This window comes from Sphingomonas sp. SKA58 (assembly GCF_000153545.1).
Classification (GTDB): Bacteria; Pseudomonadota; Alphaproteobacteria; order Sphingomonadales; family Sphingomonadaceae; genus Sphingobium; species Sphingobium soli.
The window spans coordinates 501855-517170 of the sequence record NZ_CH959307.1; the positions used below are offsets into that span (position 1 = coordinate 501855).

At 60.5% G+C, this 15316-nt stretch carries 17 protein-coding genes; 7 read left to right on the forward strand and 10 right to left on the reverse strand.

The features are described from left to right. Positions 1 to 60 precede the first annotated feature (60 nt). The gene (locus tag SKA58_RS11750) at positions 61 to 456 is read right to left on the reverse strand and encodes a gamma-glutamylcyclotransferase family protein (protein ID WP_009822656.1); all 396 of its coding nucleotides are present in this window, start codon (positions 454 to 456) and stop codon (positions 61 to 63) included. 344 nt (positions 457 to 800) lie between these two features. Here SKA58_RS11750 and SKA58_RS11755 point away from each other — a divergent pair, with 344 nt between their 5' ends. Further along, a complete protein-coding gene (locus tag SKA58_RS11755; protein WP_009822658.1) occupies positions 801 to 986 on the forward strand; it encodes a PspC domain-containing protein in 186 nt (61 codons plus the stop codon). Between the two features lie 318 nt (positions 987 to 1304). Here SKA58_RS11755 and SKA58_RS11760 read toward each other — a convergent pair whose 3' ends face one another. Beyond that, positions 1305 to 2045, reverse strand: a complete 741-nt coding sequence (locus SKA58_RS11760) for a DUF72 domain-containing protein (RefSeq protein ID WP_009822659.1) — start codon at positions 2043 to 2045, stop codon at positions 1305 to 1307. 114 nt (positions 2046 to 2159) lie between these two features. Here SKA58_RS11760 and SKA58_RS11765 point away from each other — a divergent pair, with 114 nt between their 5' ends. Then, positions 2160 to 2396 (forward strand): DUF2061 domain-containing protein, encoded by a 237-nt coding sequence (locus SKA58_RS11765; protein WP_009822660.1) that lies wholly within the window; start codon positions 2160 to 2162, stop codon positions 2394 to 2396. 6 nt (positions 2397 to 2402) lie between these two features. Here the strand turns inward: SKA58_RS11765 and SKA58_RS11770 are convergent, their stop codons facing one another. The 6 genes from SKA58_RS11770 to SKA58_RS11795 all read right to left on the reverse strand — a co-directional run bounded on the left by SKA58_RS11770 (position 2403) and on the right by SKA58_RS11795 (position 6364). Then, positions 2403 to 3065 carry a peptidylprolyl isomerase gene (locus SKA58_RS11770; protein ID WP_009822661.1) on the reverse strand — a complete coding sequence of 221 codons (663 nt, stop codon included), beginning with the start codon at positions 3063 to 3065 and terminating at the stop codon, positions 2403 to 2405. A 158-nt stretch (positions 3066 to 3223) separates the two neighbouring features. Next, entirely contained in the window at positions 3224 to 3358 is a 135-nt protein-coding gene (locus SKA58_RS11775) for an entericidin A/B family lipoprotein (RefSeq protein WP_228226043.1), read from the reverse strand. Positions 3359 to 3384: 26 nt separating this feature from the next. Next, positions 3385 to 3645, reverse strand: coding sequence for a CsbD family protein (locus SKA58_RS11780; protein ID WP_009822663.1), 261 nt, complete (start codon positions 3643 to 3645; stop codon positions 3385 to 3387). A gap of 36 nt (positions 3646 to 3681) precedes the next feature. Beyond that, the gene (locus tag SKA58_RS11785; protein ID WP_037543063.1) at positions 3682 to 4542 is read right to left on the reverse strand and encodes a hypothetical protein; all 861 of its coding nucleotides are present in this window, start codon (positions 4540 to 4542) and stop codon (positions 3682 to 3684) included. A 44-nt stretch (positions 4543 to 4586) separates the two neighbouring features. Beyond that, positions 4587 to 4769 carry a CsbD family protein gene (locus SKA58_RS11790; RefSeq protein ID WP_009822665.1) on the reverse strand — a complete coding sequence of 61 codons (183 nt, stop codon included), beginning with the start codon at positions 4767 to 4769 and terminating at the stop codon, positions 4587 to 4589. Between the two features lie 119 nt (positions 4770 to 4888). Continuing rightward, complete coding sequence (locus SKA58_RS11795; protein ID WP_009822667.1) at positions 4889 to 6364, reverse strand: PAS domain S-box protein; 1476 nt, start codon at positions 6362 to 6364, stop codon at positions 4889 to 4891. Positions 6365 to 6594: 230 nt separating this feature from the next. Here SKA58_RS11795 and SKA58_RS11800 point away from each other — a divergent pair, with 230 nt between their 5' ends. After that, on the forward strand, positions 6595 to 6888 hold the full coding sequence (locus SKA58_RS11800) for a hypothetical protein (RefSeq protein WP_009822668.1): 294 nt from the start codon (positions 6595 to 6597) through the stop codon (positions 6886 to 6888). On the opposite strand, the gene SKA58_RS11805 is transcribed toward SKA58_RS11800, so the two are convergent. Next, on the reverse strand, positions 6874 to 7173 hold the full coding sequence (locus SKA58_RS11805; RefSeq protein WP_156784198.1) for a hypothetical protein: 300 nt from the start codon (positions 7171 to 7173) through the stop codon (positions 6874 to 6876). The two genes, SKA58_RS11800 and SKA58_RS11805, sit on opposite strands and share 15 nt — an antisense overlap. Positions 7174 to 7917: 744 nt before the next feature. Here SKA58_RS11805 and SKA58_RS11820 point away from each other — a divergent pair. Continuing rightward, the gene (locus SKA58_RS11820) at positions 7918 to 8913 is read left to right on the forward strand and encodes a LacI family DNA-binding transcriptional regulator (RefSeq protein WP_009822671.1); all 996 of its coding nucleotides are present in this window, start codon (positions 7918 to 7920) and stop codon (positions 8911 to 8913) included. A gap of 1 nt (position 8914) precedes the next feature. On the opposite strand, the gene SKA58_RS11825 is transcribed toward SKA58_RS11820, so the two are convergent. After that, the gene (locus SKA58_RS11825; RefSeq protein WP_009822672.1) at positions 8915 to 10198 is read right to left on the reverse strand and encodes an MFS transporter; all 1284 of its coding nucleotides are present in this window, start codon (positions 10196 to 10198) and stop codon (positions 8915 to 8917) included. Positions 10199 to 10417: 219 nt separating this feature from the next. Between SKA58_RS11825 and SKA58_RS11830 the strand changes: the two genes are divergently transcribed. From SKA58_RS11830 to SKA58_RS11840, 3 genes are read left to right on the forward strand one after another with little or no spacing between them, the layout of a single operon-like run. Then, positions 10418 to 12889, forward strand: a complete 2472-nt coding sequence (locus SKA58_RS11830) for a TonB-dependent receptor domain-containing protein (protein ID WP_009822673.1) — start codon at positions 10418 to 10420, stop codon at positions 12887 to 12889. 3 nt (positions 12890 to 12892) lie between these two features. Then, on the forward strand, positions 12893 to 14047 hold the full coding sequence (locus tag SKA58_RS11835; protein WP_009822674.1) for a glycoside hydrolase family 68 protein: 1155 nt from the start codon (positions 12893 to 12895) through the stop codon (positions 14045 to 14047). Then, entirely contained in the window at positions 14044 to 14946 is a 903-nt protein-coding gene (locus SKA58_RS11840; RefSeq protein ID WP_009822675.1) for an ROK family protein, read from the forward strand. The genes SKA58_RS11835 and SKA58_RS11840 overlap by 4 nt, the downstream gene beginning before the upstream one ends. Positions 14947 to 15316 lie beyond the last annotated feature (370 nt).

Sequence of the window (15316 nt, forward strand, 5' to 3'; positions counted from 1 at the left end):
CTCCTTGAACCAACCTGATGCCAGGGGAAAGCGCAGGCGGGACAGGCGGTTCCGGGCCGGTTATCGAGGGGTCAGGAAATCGCCGCCCTCGATTCGTTCCAAGGATGTGACGTCGCGCGCATAGATATAGGTCCATGCATCGACCTGCGCCTGGGGCCCGGCAGCCGGGATCAAGGCGCGGCGATATTCCCAGGGCCGGGGAAAAGCGGGGCTGCATTCTTCATAGTCGTCCAGCCACGCAAGCGTGGATTGAGGATCGCCGAGCGCGTAGAGGTCGCCAACGACCTTGGCATTTCCCCCCGGCACCAGACCGGGATAGTAGTCACTGATCCGGTACAAGACGCCGGCGGTCGTAGCGGGGCCGATCAACCTCCCCTCACGACGCAGGCGATCCGCCACCGGTCCCGCATGATCTGAGCGCAGCGTGCCGTAGACGAACAGAAATGCAGCAGTCACGGCATATGGTCGCGAAATTTACCAAGTCTTTGCATAAATCGCCAATGGCCAGCCACTTTTCCAACGAAACCAACGCATGGCAGCGACGGAAATGGCGGTTTTGCGTTCATAACTGAAATTGGCACGCCCTCTGCAAATGAGTTCGACATCAAGGCCGGATGATCCGGCCAGCCAAGCAGGGAGTTATTATCATGTTCATTGCCAAGATCCAGAACGCCGCCGTCGCCTTCTTCGGCGCCGTTGTCGTCGCCAGCCTGTTCGTCGGCGCAGCGGTTCCGGTCGCGCCGATCGCCTGATCTCCGCACCCGCTATCCCCAAACTTGAGACAACAGAAGGCCAACGTCATGAACAGCAATTTCACCCTCGACCGCCGCCATGGCAAGATCATGGGCGTTTGCGCTGGGCTTTCCAATCGCACGGGCATCGACGTCACGCTCATCCGCGTCGCCCTGGTGCTATTGACGCTGTGCGCATTGGGACCGATTGGCGTCGCCGCCTATCTGCTGGCCGGATGGCTGGCAGAAGGGTGACGCCCACAGTTCTGGAAACCGATCAAATACTAAAAAGGCCGCCCCGATTAATCGGATAGCGGCCTTTTTCGGTTCTGGGCGAGCCCAAATGCCGATGCGGCAACGCCGCTGTCAGGCATAAAGTACCGAATAAAATGTCACCATCTGCACGCCAACGGCAGCAGCGAGGACGGCTCCTTGAAAGATCTGACGCATTATTGACTCCATTGTTGCGAAGGACGGTGGTCCCTGCATGTGTAGGGAGCAATTAGGCCCGTCATATCATTGTAACAATCGCAAAGCCTGACTTTCCGATTGCAACAAACGCAATGGTGTCGGTCAGGCGAGCGCCGCGATCATCGCCTGTGCGGCGGCCGGGTTGCGCTCCTTCGCGCCACTGATGAAAAAGCCATAGACATCGCCGGTTTCGGCCAGCCTTTCTGCACGTCTGGCCCATCGATCGATATCGGCAGGGGCATAGCCGGTTGGCTCGTCCGCCCTCGACTGCATCAGCCGCAGATACGCAAAGCCGGCGTCATGGCCGGCGATTGCGGGATAGTCCTCATGATCCGCCAGCACCACCGCTGCCCCGGCCGCCTTCGCCATGTCGAGAAAGGCTGGATCATCGAAACTCTCATGCCGTACCTCCAGCGCATGCCGAAGCCGCACGCCATCCACAGCATCAGGCAGCAATTTCAGGAATGCGCTAAAATCATCGGGATCGAACCGTTTGGTGGGCATGAATTGCCACAGGATCGGCCCCAGCCTGTCGCCCAGTTCTGCTATCCCCTGCCCGGTAAATTTCGCGATCGATTCGCCTGCCTCGGCCAGGATCTTGCGGTTCGTGCAGTAACGCGAGGCTTTCACCGCAAACTGAAACCCATCGGGCACCGCCTTGGCCCAGTTGGCAAAGGTCGCGGGCTTCTGGCTGCTGTAATAGGTCGCGTTCACCTCGGTGGCGGTCAGATGCTCGCCGACATAAGCCAGTTCATCCTTCTGACGCAGGCCCGGCGGATAGAAGCTGCCGCGCCACGGCTCATAGACCCATCCGCCAATCCCTGTCCTGATCCGTCCTGCCATGCCATACCTCCTGCCCCGCGACAGTGATCGTCAGAGCCGATCAGAACCAGCAAAAAATGCCATTAGCAAAGTTTGCGAATGGTTCTTATTTGCAGGTCCGCTCAGGAGATACCCATGTCGCTCGACCTCATCAAGACTGCCACGTATTTGACGATCCATCTGACCGTCGGCTTCACCGTCGCTTATGTCATGACCGGGTCCCTCGCCTTGGCGGGCGGCATCGCGCTTATCGAACCGATGATTAATGCAGTAGCCTTCTTTTTCCATGAGAAGGCCTGGAAATCCGTGACAATGCGCGTGCCACCAGCATCTGATCGCAGATGGCCGCGTGATCAGGCGCGCTTTGCGTGAATCTGTCTATTTTGCTGTCCGTTTAAGCCCCAGCAGCCAGGGCTTGGGTGCGCGCGAAGGGGTCGGCCTGCCATCGAGGCGACGAGCGCGCAAAATCCTGATCGGCTTGACGATCATCTGCCCGCGCATTGGCCCCGAGCCGCAGCAGGTGGGCACCGCGAGGATTTTCTTCACCACATCCATTCCCGCCACCACATGGCCAAAGGCGGCATAACCGATATAGGTGCCGCGCGCGTCCATATTGGGCGTTGCGCCGACGGTGATGAAGAAGTTGCCCGCGGCCGAATTGGGTCGATTGGGCCGCGCCATCGATACGGTCGCATCCAGATGGCGAAGCCCGGTCTGGCTGGTCGGTTCATGCCTGATCGGGGGAAGCGACCGGCGCAAATCCGTGTCGATCCCGCCCTGAATCAGCCCCAGCTTGGGATTGCTCTTGCGCCGCGCCGCCCGGTAGAAGGTAACGCCGTCGAAGCGGCCATCATCGACATAGGTGAGAAAATTCGCCGATGTGCGCGGCGCTCGCTTCAGATCCACGGCGATCACCATCGTCCCCACCGACGTTTCGACCGCCACTCGGGTATAGCCTGGGGTCGGCTTGTTTGCGGGAAGCGCGAGCACCGCCGAGGGCGCGAGGCTGAAGAGCAAGAGAAGCAAGCGAAAGAGCGGCATGGCCCCCGTCCGTAATTGCGCCGCAGGTCAGGCGCAACCGGACTGCGCCCTCACGTCGCCCGACATGGCAAATCAACGACCTCGATGGCAAAGAAAAGCGGCGCCCACGTCAAGGCGCCGCTTCCCATTCTAGCCGCTTCCCATTCTAACAGTCTGACTTACTTGGCCTGACCCGATGCGTCCGACACAGCGCCGCCGGCCGATCGGAGGTCCTTGCCAGCGCCGTTGACCGTATTGCAGGCAGCAAGGCCAAGCGTCACAACAGCGGTCAGAGAAATAATGATTGCCTTCATGGCCATATCCTTTTTGTTATTGCCCATCAGGCGCGGTTGCCGCGCGTCAGGATCGACAGGGTTGCAAGAGCCAGCGATCCCAGCGCGAGCAGGCTGACAAGCGGGCGTTCTTCATAGAGGCGACGAGCGCTGTCCAGGACGTCGCCCAACATCGTCTCGACCTTGCCTTCGATCTGACGGCCTTGGCCGCGCAGTTCGGTGCCGGTGTCGCCTGTGACCTTACCCAGGCCTTCCTCAAGCGCGCCGGCCTTTTCCTTGATCGCGCCTATGATCGTGTGATTGTTCATTACAATCTCCTCTAAATCTGGATGGTAATGGGATTTTCAGGGGTTGCGGCGGGCGGCGACTACGCCACCCGCCGACGCCGCCGCCGCGCCGAGCAGCATGACGATGAACAAGGTAAACGCGGTGCCCGCGGCATAGTCAGCGCCCTTGCTGCCGGCGTCGATCGCGATTTCCACCGCGTTGCGCTTGGCGGCGATGAAGTCCTGACGCGCGTTTTCCACCTTTGCCCGCGCGTCCGACTGGCTGATCTTCCGCTGGGCGGCGACGATCATGGCGACACGATTTTCCGCCTCCTGGCCTTCAGCGCCACCGCGCGCCATGGCGGGCAGTTCGGCGATTATCGCCTTGCGACCTTGTTCGGGGGTCATGGCTGCCGGGTCGGACGGGGTGTCGTCCAGCAGCGCTGACACCTGCGCTTCGACATCCGTCTTGTCGATACCAGCTGCCTTTGCCACGGCAGGGGTTATGGCACTCGCGCTGGCGGTTGTCGCGCCAGCGATGCCGCCAACGGTCCGGAACGCGCCACCCACGAGACCACCGATCGCGGAACTCAGCAGATAAAATGTGATCAGCAAGGTGAGGCCCCATATGGCGACACCATGCAGGACGCCGTCCACCGGCCGCCGCGTATGCGCAATCGTCGTCGCCGCATAGGCGCCAGTTGCCAGGGCCAGGATAGTGCTGATCGTCCACCAGATGATAGCGCCGATGCCCAGGCCGCCCGCGCTTGCGCCGCCCTTGCCGTTGGGGTCAATGGCCGACAGCCCTATGCCTGCTCCCAACAGGCCCAGCATCAATTCGATCGCCAGCGCGGTCACGGTGCCGACGACCAGTGCGGACCAACTCATTCGCGGGGTGACACGGACGTCAAAATGGGGATCCGTCATGGTGGTAGCCATGGCAAACTCCTTTTTTCTTTAGATCTAAATGGTCAAACGCCGGCTTATGTCTTCAGCGCCTTGATAGCGGCTTCCACAATATCAGCCGCGTCTGCCTCCAGCCTTCCGGCGCGCTTTTCGGCGGCACCTTCCGCCTGCGTTTCCCGGTCTCCGGTGATTTTTCCGATCGCTTCCTTGATCGACCCTTTCACCCGGCGGACATCGCCTGCTGTACGATCCTTGCCCATGCATTCCTCCTTTCTGGCGGTGCCCGACGGCAGCGCCGATAGTGGAGAAATAAGCCCGGCCGGTCGCGACGAGCAGATGCAGAACTACTAAATCATATGGTATTTATGCATCAAAAATATTAGCGAATGGGGCGCTGGAGGGGGTAGCCGCGCTCACGCGCCCATAATATGGCTTGCGCCCGCCGGTTGACGCCGATCTTAGCGTAGACGCGCGCCACATGATTGCGCAACGTGTTGCGGGATACGCCCATTTCCTTGGCAATAGCCGCATCGTCACCTCCTCCGCACAGCAGGCTCAGCACCTCCTTTTCCCGGCGCGTCAATTCGCTGGTTTCGACAGGTCGGGCAGCACCATGAGGTGCGCGAAGATTGGCGAGTTTTTCCACCACCGTTCGGCTGAACCAGTTGGTATCCTTCATCACGGCCTCGATCGCACCGATCAGTTCGAGTTCGCTGTGACGCCGTTCGTGAATGTCCTGTATCACCCACAGAATACAGGTATCCTTACGCAGCGAAATGGATGCCGCGGACACCAGGCAGTCCGTTATCCCGCCATCCTTGGCCCGCAGCCGGGCGTCTCGGCCGCGAAAGGCCGTGCGTTCAGCTAAGTCTTCCAACGCGGCATCAAGAAATTTTGGCTCTTCCCACAAGCGAAGCGCCGGCATCGCTTTCCCCATCGCCTCGTCGGGAGACCAGCCGGTCAGCTGATGAAAGGCGTCATTGGTATCGCACAGCAGGCGTTCGTCCCAGGTCGTGATCGCCATAGCTACGGGCGCAAGCCGAAAGGTTGTGACAAAACGTTCCTCGCTATGCCGCAGTTCATTTTCCGCCTGCCGCCGAGGTTCGAGGTCGGCGAAGGAGAACAGCATGCAGGGTTCATCATCCAGTTCGACGGGTTGCCCCGCAACGATGACCAGCTTGCGCCCGCCATCGGGCAAGTCCAGGTCCGCCTGCATCTGCGGCACCATTCGCCCTTCGCGCAGGCGCTCCTTCGCGACATCCAGAGCGGCTGCATCCTTTAGAATGTCTATATCATACAGCGCCCGGCCGAGAACCTCGTCCTTCTGATAGCCGGTCAGGTCCAGAAAGCCTTGGTTGACCTTTACATAGCGTTGGTCGGCCAAGCGCATGATGACCGCGGGGGCGGGATTGACGTTGAAGGTCTGCTCGAAACGCTGCTCAGCTTCGAACCGCAGCGAGACGTCCTGAATCACGAGTACAAGCAGATCCGGATCGCCATTCATATCAGTCAGAATGAGGCTGCGTATCTGATGAATCCAGCGAGGATCGTCCTCGCCCTGGGGGATGACCTCTACGATGACCTGGCTGAAGGATTCACCGGCAATCACCCGATCAAGCGGATAATCACCCTCCCCGAGCCGGTGATTGTTGCGATACCGCAGCTGGAAGCGACGCCGGTAGTCATCGACATCCTTCCCCAGCCCCGTCAGATCCTCGACACCGTGCATCCGCAACGCGGCATCATTTGCCCACAACAGGGATTGATGGGCGTTGACCAGCAGGACGCCTTCACTCAGGCTGCCGATGATGTGACGAAGGCGATCGAGATCGATCAGAGGATGCGCGTTGGTCATGCCGATGTCGTAGCGGCAACGGACAGATTGCAAAAGCAGCCGATTTCAGATCACGAAAGCTAGGAATATCGACGTCCAGTCGATCCAATGCCACCCAAAAGCAAGGTGGTGGCCCCTAAGACTGTAGAACTTTTGCCTAGGCGGCGTGGACAAATTGATGCCGCGAGAACGTGCCCGGTTGCCGCATGGCCCGCTTCCTCGATCAGTGAATCTTGAACGGGCGAGGCAGCATGCAGGACAAACTTCTCAGTAAAACGGTAGCGATGGCGCTGGGTGAATTGGAGTGCGATGGAGACTTGGTGATCACCTTTCCGAGCATTGAGCCGGTGGCGGATCGGATAGTGGAAGCCGTGCTTGCCGTTGTTCCGAACACGGCCCTGTCACATTTGGAGCTTCTGGGCGTCAGGGGTTTGGTGCTTCACGCCATCTCTGACAAACGCTTCTGCGACTGGGAAATGCCGACCTTGACCGGTTTTACGGCGGTCGAATTTGAAGGTATCGCGGGGAAGCTACCCCGAGATTAAGGTAGCGATCGACACCTGCCGCTGCAGATCCTCATAGGCAAAGCGGCTGAGTTCACAGGCATAGTCGAGGATTTGTCCCACCACCTCGCGACGCGCCTGCGGGTTACGCCAGAGTTTGCACTCGACCACCACCAGCCGACCATGCTCATCCATCAGCAGCACATCGACGAACCCAACTCCAGGGATGGAAAGTTCCCTGGTGACCGTGATCAGCCGGCCGTAGCTCGGGTCTAGCTTATGGACCGGCAATATGTCGGGATGGTCGGCGATGACGTCGCGCAGCACCTTGTGGCACACGCTACAACACTTGGGTATCGTTGGAATCTATCAATATCAGCGTCATGATCACGCCTCCCTGTTTGGGCGCGATCCGACTGCCGATAGCTTCCTCGTCGCGCCTATGTCCTCTCGGGGCGACGGCTAGCAGCCGGATGTTGAGAACCTGCTTACAGACAGGCGCATGTGCCTTGACCGTTGCCGGCTGGACATGCGCGCATGCCACCCGGCCCCAGCATTATGCCGTGACCGACTTCTGTAAAAAGAGGTTCTCACGCCCCGCCTCCCGGCTTTCACGGAAGGCAGGTGTACAATGTTCGACTATGGGCGGCAGGCAAATGGAATGTCGATAAGATGAACAGCGCTTTGTCGTTCTTGGGCGGGTTGTCCCCTGCCCTCATTCCAGGCTCCGCTGACATTTCCACATCCGGGTCGTCTTCCCCCTTTAGATCCAAACCTCCCTGAACTACGGTCTGACCGTGCGCATGTCTGGCGAGGTTCATTGTGAGCTGGTCGAGACGTCTGATAATGGCAAAAGTTGGGACATTCGCGACGCTCCGGTTTCGATTGAATCGTTCAGGGAACCAGACATTCGGTAGCGTCATTGCAACGAGCGTGTTCGTCGATAATGTCGTCGCGTCCTTGGGGAGCGGGCGAGAGCTGCGACATTAGGATCGAGCACCGAAACATGGTAACGACATCCCAAGCTGGGCTGCGGGGGAGTCAGCCGGTGCTGGAGGATTTTCTATTCCGATGAAGACCATAGGCCTGGTGGAACTGGCGAAGATAGCCGGTGTCCACGTCTCTACAGTCTCGCGCGCGCTTGACGACAATCCGCGTGTTTCGGCAAAGACGAAAGCACGCATCAGGGCTCTTGCAGAAGAACATGGGTTCAGGCTGAACCAGACCGCGAGTTTCTTCCGCAGGCGCCGGACTGGCGCGGTGGGCGTGGTTTTCCCCTTGGGTCACGAAGTGCAGCAAAGCCTGTCAGACCCCTTCTTCATGGGGTTGCTCGGTCCGCTTGCCGATGCGTTGGCCGAACAACGCTATGATCTGCTTCTGTCCAGGGTCGTGCCGGGCGACGAAAGCTGGCTGGAAAATATGGTCCGCTCCGGCCGTGTGGATGGCATCATCCTGATCGGTCAATCGGACCAGACCGATGTCATAGAGGGGGTGGCGAAACAGTTTGCGCCCTTGGTCGTGTGGGGTGCGCATCGTCCAGGCTTGGTCCAGACTACCGTCGGCACCGACAATCTGACGGGCGGAGACATTGCGGCACAGCATTTGATCGCCATGGGCCGGCGCAGACTGGCGTTTCTGGGCGATCCCGCCGTTCCTGAATTCGCCGATCGCTATGCTGGCTTCCACCAGGCGATCGGTCAGGCGGCGGAGGTCGAGGAAATCCTGTTGCCACTGCACCTGACGGACCAGGATGCTTACGCGGACATGGCGCGCTATCTGGAAAGTCACCCGTCGCCGGACGGTATCTTCGCCGCGTCCGACGTGATTGCCATGAGCGCGATGCGCGCTGTCGCGGATCAGGGTCTGCGCGTCCCGCAGGATGTCTCGATTATTGGCTATGACGACATCAGCATTTCGGCGCACACGGTTCCGCCACTCACCACCATCCGCCAGGATATGCACAAGGGCGCAAGATTGCTGGTCGACCTCCTCATTCGCCGCCTGGCTGGGGAAACGGTTACGTCGGTTGCGATGACGCCCGAGCTGATCCTGCGCGGTACGGCCTAGGTCAGGTCGCGCCTGCCGGTCGCGCCCCGGTTTCGCCTTCCCGCACGCGCAGGGTCCCGATTGCCGCCATCAGCATCATCGCGCCCGACAGGACAAGGACATTGCGAGGATCGCCGGCCAGCAGCGGCCGGTAGATGATCGGCATCACCAGCGTTTCAATCATCATCGGGACCACGATGAACATATTGAATATACCCATATAGACGCCGGTCCTCTCGGGCGGAACGGTGCCCGCCAACATGACATAGGGATTGCCCATCAGGCTCGCCCAGCCGATACCTATACCAATCATCGCAGGAACGAGGCCCGCCTTGCCAGTGACCATGGAGAGCGAGAGCATGGCGAGACCGGCCAGCAGCATGGCTCCGGCATGAACCGGCTTGGCACCGATGCCCCGGACGATCGGCATCATCGCGAAGGCGGCGAGAAAAGCGACGAAATTATAGAGCGCGCCCGCCTGCCCGGTGAGCAGGACGGCCTGCCGGAACGACGCGCTTCCCGCGTCCGCCGTGGCAAAAAGGGACCGGCCGAGGGCGAAGGCGATATATTGCCAATAAGCGAACATCCCGAACCACTGGAACAGCATCGCGACCGCCAGTTGCCGCATGGGCCGCGGCATGTCCCGCAGCGCCGCGACAAAGTCGTCGACCGCGGCCCTGACGGTAAGCCTTTCCATCGTCATGCGCTGCCGATCTTCTGATTCCAGAGGCAATTCCGGGACGCGCAGAACCGAATAGAGGATTGTGGAGATGGACAGGACGGCGCCGATCAGAAATGCGATACGGGTAATTTCCGGAATGCCGTTAGCGTCTATGAGGTCGGCGCTGACCCCAGCCTGGACTAGCAGGGTTGGAGCGAGATAGGCCAGGGTCTGCGCCAGGCCGGTGAAAGCCGATTGGGTGAGAAAGCCGGCGCCATGTTGCCGTGGATCAAGACGGTCGCTGACATAGGCACGGTAAGGCTCCATGGCGACATTGTTGGCCGCGTCGAGAATCCAGAGTAGCGATGCGGCGATCCATAGCGCGGGACTGTAGGGCATGGCGAACAGGCAGATGCTGCACAGGGCCGCGCCGATCAGAAAATAGGGCGTGCGCCGTCCTAAACGGCTGCTCGTTCGGTCGCTCAAAGCACCGACGAGCGGCTGTACGAGCAGACCGGTGACGGGCCCCGCCAACCAGAGAAGCGGCATCGATGCTTCGTCGGCGCCCAGGAAGCTGTAGATCGGGCTCATATTGGCCTGCTGCAACCCGAAGGAGAATTGCAAGCCGAAGAAACCCAGGTTCATCTCGGCGATCCGAAGAGCACTTAAATGCGGCTTTGCACGATACAGCACGGCTTTTCACCTCTCTCAAAAAAATCGCCGGATTCGCGACATGCTCCGGTCTCTTCGTCTTGTTCACAGCGAATTGTGCAAACGTTTGGTAAATCTTTCTTGGCAAACGTTTGCGCACGCCTTATGCAACGAACATCGAGTCGGCTAACCGACCTTTTGGGGAGTGATGATATGAAAGCATCTGCAATTTTGTTGGCGACGACGGCGCTGTTCGCACCTGTTTCTGCACTGGCGCAAACGGTCGCTGGGGAAGATCCGTCGTCCTTGGCCGACACAACGGAGATAATCGTGACCGCCGTGGCGCGTGGGCAGAACAGGTTGGACAGTTCCGTGTCTGTCAGCTCTTTGAGCGCCGAGGCGATCCAGCAATCCGCACCCCGCTCCGTCGCGGAGGTGTTCCGCAACATTCCCGGCATCCGGTCCGAATCCTCGGGTGGCGAAGGCAATGCCAACATTGCGGTGCGCGGCCTCCCTGTCGCTTCGGGCGGCGCCAAATTCCTCCAGTTGCAGGAAGACGGCCTGCCCGTGCTTGAATATGGCGACATCACCTTCGGCAACGCCGACATCTTCCTGCGCGCCGACTTCAACGTGCAGCGGGTGGAAGCGATACGCGGTGGATCGGCATCCACATTCGCGTCCAACTCCCCCGGTGGCGTCATCAACCTCATCTCCAAAACCGGCGAGACCGAAGGCGGCGCGATCCAGGCATCGACCGGTCTCGACTATAGCGACTACCGACTCGACGTTGATTATGGCGGCAAGCTGTCGGACGACCTGCGCTTCCATATCGGCGGCTTTTACCGACAGGGCACCGGCCCGCGCCAGGCCGGCTATGACGGCAACAAGGGCGGGCAGCTCAAATTCAACGTCACCAAGGATTTTGCGGGCGGCTACATCCGCTTCTACGGCAAATATCTGAACGATCGCGCGATCGGATACCTGCCCAATCCCGTGCGCGTGACGGGCAGCAACAGTGATCCCAAATATCGCAATATCCCCGGCTTCAGCATCAACCAGGATACGCTGCATTCGCGTTACATCACGCGCAACGTGACGCTGGATGGCAGCAATAACCCCGTCGTGAACGACATCCGCGATGGCCAGCATCCTGTCGTCAAGTCCTTCGGACTGGAGAGCCGGTTCGAGATCGCGGACGGCTGGGAAGTGACCGAGCGCTTCCGCTATTCGGACGTTTCCGGGCGCTTTATCTCGAACTTCCCCGCCAACGTGGATTCCGCGACGACCATCGCCGCCGCCATGGGTGGCGCGGGCGCGACGCTTAGCTACGCCAACGGTCCCAATGCCGGCCAGGCTATCGCCAATCCTGCAGCGCTCAACGGCAACGGCCTCCTCGCGCAGATCGTGGTGTTTGATACCAAGCTCAACAGCCTGAACAACATCACGAACGACATCCGACTGACGCGGGATTTCGAGGCAGGCAGTGGAAAGTTCAGCTTTACGGCCGGCTTCTACAAGTCGCGCCAGACAATCGACACCGAATGGCTCTGGACCTCGCTCCTATCCGACGTGGTGGGCGGAGGCAAGGCAGCGCTCGTCAACGTGCGTTCCGCAACCGGCCAGTTCGTCACGCAAGACGGCATCTATGGTTATGGCGCAAGCTATTTCGGCGGCTGTTGCCGGCGCACCTACAATATCGATTACAACACGAATGCGCCCTTCGCTTCGCTGACCTGGACCTCCGAAAAGCTGACGCTGGACGGCAGCATCCGATACGACTTTGGTGATGCTAATGGGTCGATCGCCGGCGCGGATCTGGGCGGCGGCCGGGTCGGCACGGTGTCTCGGGACATGAACGGCGACGGCGTGATCTCCAACGCCGAAACGCGCGTATCGGTCGTGCCGCTCACCAGCCCGGCACCTGTGGATTACAGCTTCAACTACTGGTCCTATTCGCTGGGTGCGAACTATCGTCTCGCGCAGGATCTCGCGATATTCGCCCGCTACAGCCAGGGTGGCCGGGCCAATGCCGATCGCCTGCTGTTCGGCCCGGCCGTCAGCACCGTCGACGGGCATCTGGTCGATTCCAATGCGGCGGTCGATATGGTCAAGCAGGCCGAAGGCGGCGTCAAATATCGCGCCGGCGGCCTTGCCCTCTACGCGACCGCCTTCTGGGCGCGCACCGAAGAGCAGAATTTCGAAGCTACCACCCAGCGGTTCGTGGACCGCAAATATCGCGCCTATGGCCTGGAACTGGAAGGCACCTATCGATCGGGCATTTTCAGCCTTACGGCAGGTGGCACTTGGACCAAGTCCAATATCGTGAGCGACGCGTTGACGCCCGCAGTGGTCGGCAACGTCCCACGCCGGCAGGCCGAGTTCGTATTCCAGGCGACGCCCCAGATCGATATCGGGCCGGTCACAGTGGGGGCGAACTTCATCGGAACGACATCCAGCTATGCGCAGGATAGCGATCAGTTGAAGCTGCCGGGCTACACGACGGTCAACACGTTCCTGCAATACCGGCCGATCGAGCGTGTGCAGTTGTCACTGAATGCCAACAACCTCTTCAATGCAAAGGGGTTCACCGAAGCGGAAGAAGGGGTGATCCCTGCCAATGGCATCGTACGTGCCCGTTCGATCAACGGCCGCACGATCTCCGCCGCCGTTCGGTTGACCTTCTGAACCATGACGCTCGCGGTGACATCAGACAAGGGGGTCTCGAACAAGGTGGACAGTCATGGTTTCCATTGGACCGCCGACCATGTCGCCGCGATCGGCGATGAGAACCGGGCGCCTGTGATCGGCGATCCCGTGCCGATCCTTGCCGGGATCGACCTGTGGGATCATTGGCCCATCATCGACCGGTTGGGGCGGACGGTCGAATTTCCAGATGGTCCGCTGGTCATTGCCCTGTCTGCGCCGGTCATGCCGGACCCGGAGGCGCGACACGCCGTGGCCCGCCTCCGGCTGATGCAGAAAGGATCGGAGGGCTGGCTGGATTTCGGCCACCTTCTTCCCGATGATCTCAATCCGGGAAGCAGGGAATGGGCGGGTACAGCCGTGCTGGAAGAAGATGGCAAGACGCTTTCGCTCTACTACACATCGGCTGGGGTCCGCGGAGAGGCAGAGCCGACCTTCCTCCAGCGGATGCTGCTCACGCGCGGCACTCTCAGTCTGTCCAAAACGGGCGCAAGTGTGCGAGGCTGGACGGCGCCCGAGGACCTGTTCCTGCCCGATGATCGCTTCTATAAGTCGGACATGACAGGGGGCGGGGCCGTCGGCACTATCAAAGCGTTCCGCGATCCGTTCCCTGTCACCGATCCGACGACCGGGGACGAATATATCCTGTTCAGCGCGTCCAAGCCAGGCTCTGCTTCTGACTGGAACGGGCTGGTCGGGGTCGCCCGGCGGGAGGGAGGGGTCTGCACGTTCCTCCCCCCGCTGGTCGATGCCAATGGACTGAACAACGAACTGGAGCGACCGCATATGGTCCGGCACGGCGAGCGCTTCTACCTTTTCTGGTCGACGCAGGCGAAGGTCTTTGCATCCGACGGTCCCAGAGGACCGAACGGGCTATACGGGGCCGTGAGTGACACTCTGCTGGGACCATGGCGGCCGCTCAATGGAACAGGTCTGGTACTCGGCAATCCGGGCGAAGCCCCGTTCCAGGCCTATAGCTGGCTCGTGCTTGACGATTTGAGCGTCTGGAGTTTCGCGGACCTCGTCGGCCTGGCCAAGGCGCCGAGAGATATGGTCGAGGCGCGATCCGCGTTTGCCGGGACGCCTGCACCGGTCCTGCGACTGGCGCTCGACGGCGACAGCAGCAGCATCGTCGCATGACCGACCATCCCGTCGTCGCGTCGCTCGAACTGGGCGGCACCAAATCCATCGCTTCTCTGACGCAGGATGCGCGCATTCTCCAGCAGGAGCGCATCGCCACGGGCGACCGACCCGAGGCGGTGTTGGGCTTCCTGATCGAAACGCTCCAACGATGGAGGAAAGAAACACCGTTTGCGGCAATCGGCATCGCAAGTTTTGGGCCCGTCGGGCTCAATGCCGACCGGGAGGATTTCGGATATATCCTCAACACGCCAAAGCCCGGCTGGTCCAACTTCAACCTGTTGCGGCGCATCAGGGACAGTTTCGATCTACCGATCGGCTTCGACACCGATGTCGGCGGCGCAGCCCTGGCGGAGGGGTTTTGGGGCGCTTCGATGGGCTGCCGCACCCATGCCTATCTGACCATCGGAACGGGCGTTGGATTGGGTCTGGTCGTGGACGGGCGGGTCCATCATGGCGCACTGCATCCCGAAGCGGGCCATGTGCGACTTCGTCGAGCACCGGGCGACAGTTTTCAAGGGATCTGCCCTTTCCATGGCGATTGTCTCGAAGGCTTGATCAGCGGCCCGGCCCTTATCAGCCGGGCAGCCGGGCCGGTCGATCAACTCCCTGCGACCGATCCCCTATGGGCGCATGTCGCGCATGATCTCGCCGAATTTCTGACGACGCTCCTTCTGGTTACATCTGCCGAGCGCATCCTTCTTGGCGGAGGCGTCGCGTTGGGACGACCGATGCTGCTGCCGACCATCCATGCGACAATAGCGCAGCGTCTTAACGGTTATCTCCGTGAATGCGCACCGGCCGAGTTGCAGAAGCGCATACGCTTCGCGGGTCTGGGTGCGAATGCCGGACCTTTGGGCGGGTCGGCGCTCGCCTTGCAGGGGTTGCGATCTCAATGAGAATATTCGACGTTCAACGCCTTGTCCAATCAGTGGTGATCCGGTTTTTCGTTTGCGGATCGTCTGCACCCGAGAGCGGAAAAATCGACGCTGATCGTCTGAGAAGGGTCGATTTCACCCCGGGGCCAATGCCGCGTCGTGGGACAAAGCCGTCATTAGTGAATCCCGCGCGGAACGTCGGCTTTCGGCTGACACAGACTAACGAACTGCATCGGACGTCGATTGGAGAATGACAAAGACTGGCCCCCTTTCTACCTGTTGGATATTGGGCACTCCCGCATGGAAAGCGGACCATCCTTCAGCTGGCCGCTGATGCTAGAGAAACCAAATTCCGGCCATTCGCGGCCGTTCGCTCGTCCCCAACCCAGTC

Excerpts from the sequence above, each read along its gene's own strand:
- SKA58_RS11835 (WP_009822674.1), top strand. The coding sequence starts at position 12,893 with ATGACGCTCGCGGTGACATCAGACAAGGGGGTCTCGAACAAGGTGGAC.
- SKA58_RS11785 (WP_037543063.1), bottom strand. The coding sequence starts at position 4,542 with ATGGCTACCACCATGACGGATCCCCATTTTGACGTCCGTGTCACCCCG.
- SKA58_RS11770 (WP_009822661.1), bottom strand. The coding sequence starts at position 3,065 with ATGCCGCTCTTTCGCTTGCTTCTCTTGCTCTTCAGCCTCGCGCCCTCG.
- SKA58_RS11790 (WP_009822665.1), bottom strand. The coding sequence starts at position 4,769 with ATGGGCAAGGATCGTACAGCAGGCGATGTCCGCCGGGTGAAAGGGTCG.
- SKA58_RS11760 (WP_009822659.1), bottom strand. The coding sequence starts at position 2,045 with ATGGCAGGACGGATCAGGACAGGGATTGGCGGATGGGTCTATGAGCCG.
- SKA58_RS11755 (WP_009822658.1), top strand. The coding sequence starts at position 801 with ATGAACAGCAATTTCACCCTCGACCGCCGCCATGGCAAGATCATGGGC.
- SKA58_RS11820 (WP_009822671.1), top strand. The coding sequence starts at position 7,918 with ATGAAGACCATAGGCCTGGTGGAACTGGCGAAGATAGCCGGTGTCCAC.
- SKA58_RS11840 (WP_009822675.1), top strand. The coding sequence starts at position 14,044 with ATGACCGACCATCCCGTCGTCGCGTCGCTCGAACTGGGCGGCACCAAA.
- SKA58_RS11830 (WP_009822673.1), top strand. The coding sequence starts at position 10,418 with ATGAAAGCATCTGCAATTTTGTTGGCGACGACGGCGCTGTTCGCACCT.
- SKA58_RS11780 (WP_009822663.1), bottom strand. The coding sequence starts at position 3,645 with ATGAACAATCACACGATCATAGGCGCGATCAAGGAAAAGGCCGGCGCG.
- SKA58_RS11800 (WP_009822668.1), top strand. The coding sequence starts at position 6,595 with ATGCAGGACAAACTTCTCAGTAAAACGGTAGCGATGGCGCTGGGTGAA.
- SKA58_RS11775 (WP_228226043.1), bottom strand. The coding sequence starts at position 3,358 with ATGAAGGCAATCATTATTTCTCTGACCGCTGTTGTGACGCTTGGCCTT.
- SKA58_RS11765 (WP_009822660.1), top strand. The coding sequence starts at position 2,160 with ATGTCGCTCGACCTCATCAAGACTGCCACGTATTTGACGATCCATCTG.
- SKA58_RS11825 (WP_009822672.1), bottom strand. The coding sequence starts at position 10,198 with ATGAACCTGGGTTTCTTCGGCTTGCAATTCTCCTTCGGGTTGCAGCAG.
- SKA58_RS11795 (WP_009822667.1), bottom strand. The coding sequence starts at position 6,364 with ATGACCAACGCGCATCCTCTGATCGATCTCGATCGCCTTCGTCACATC.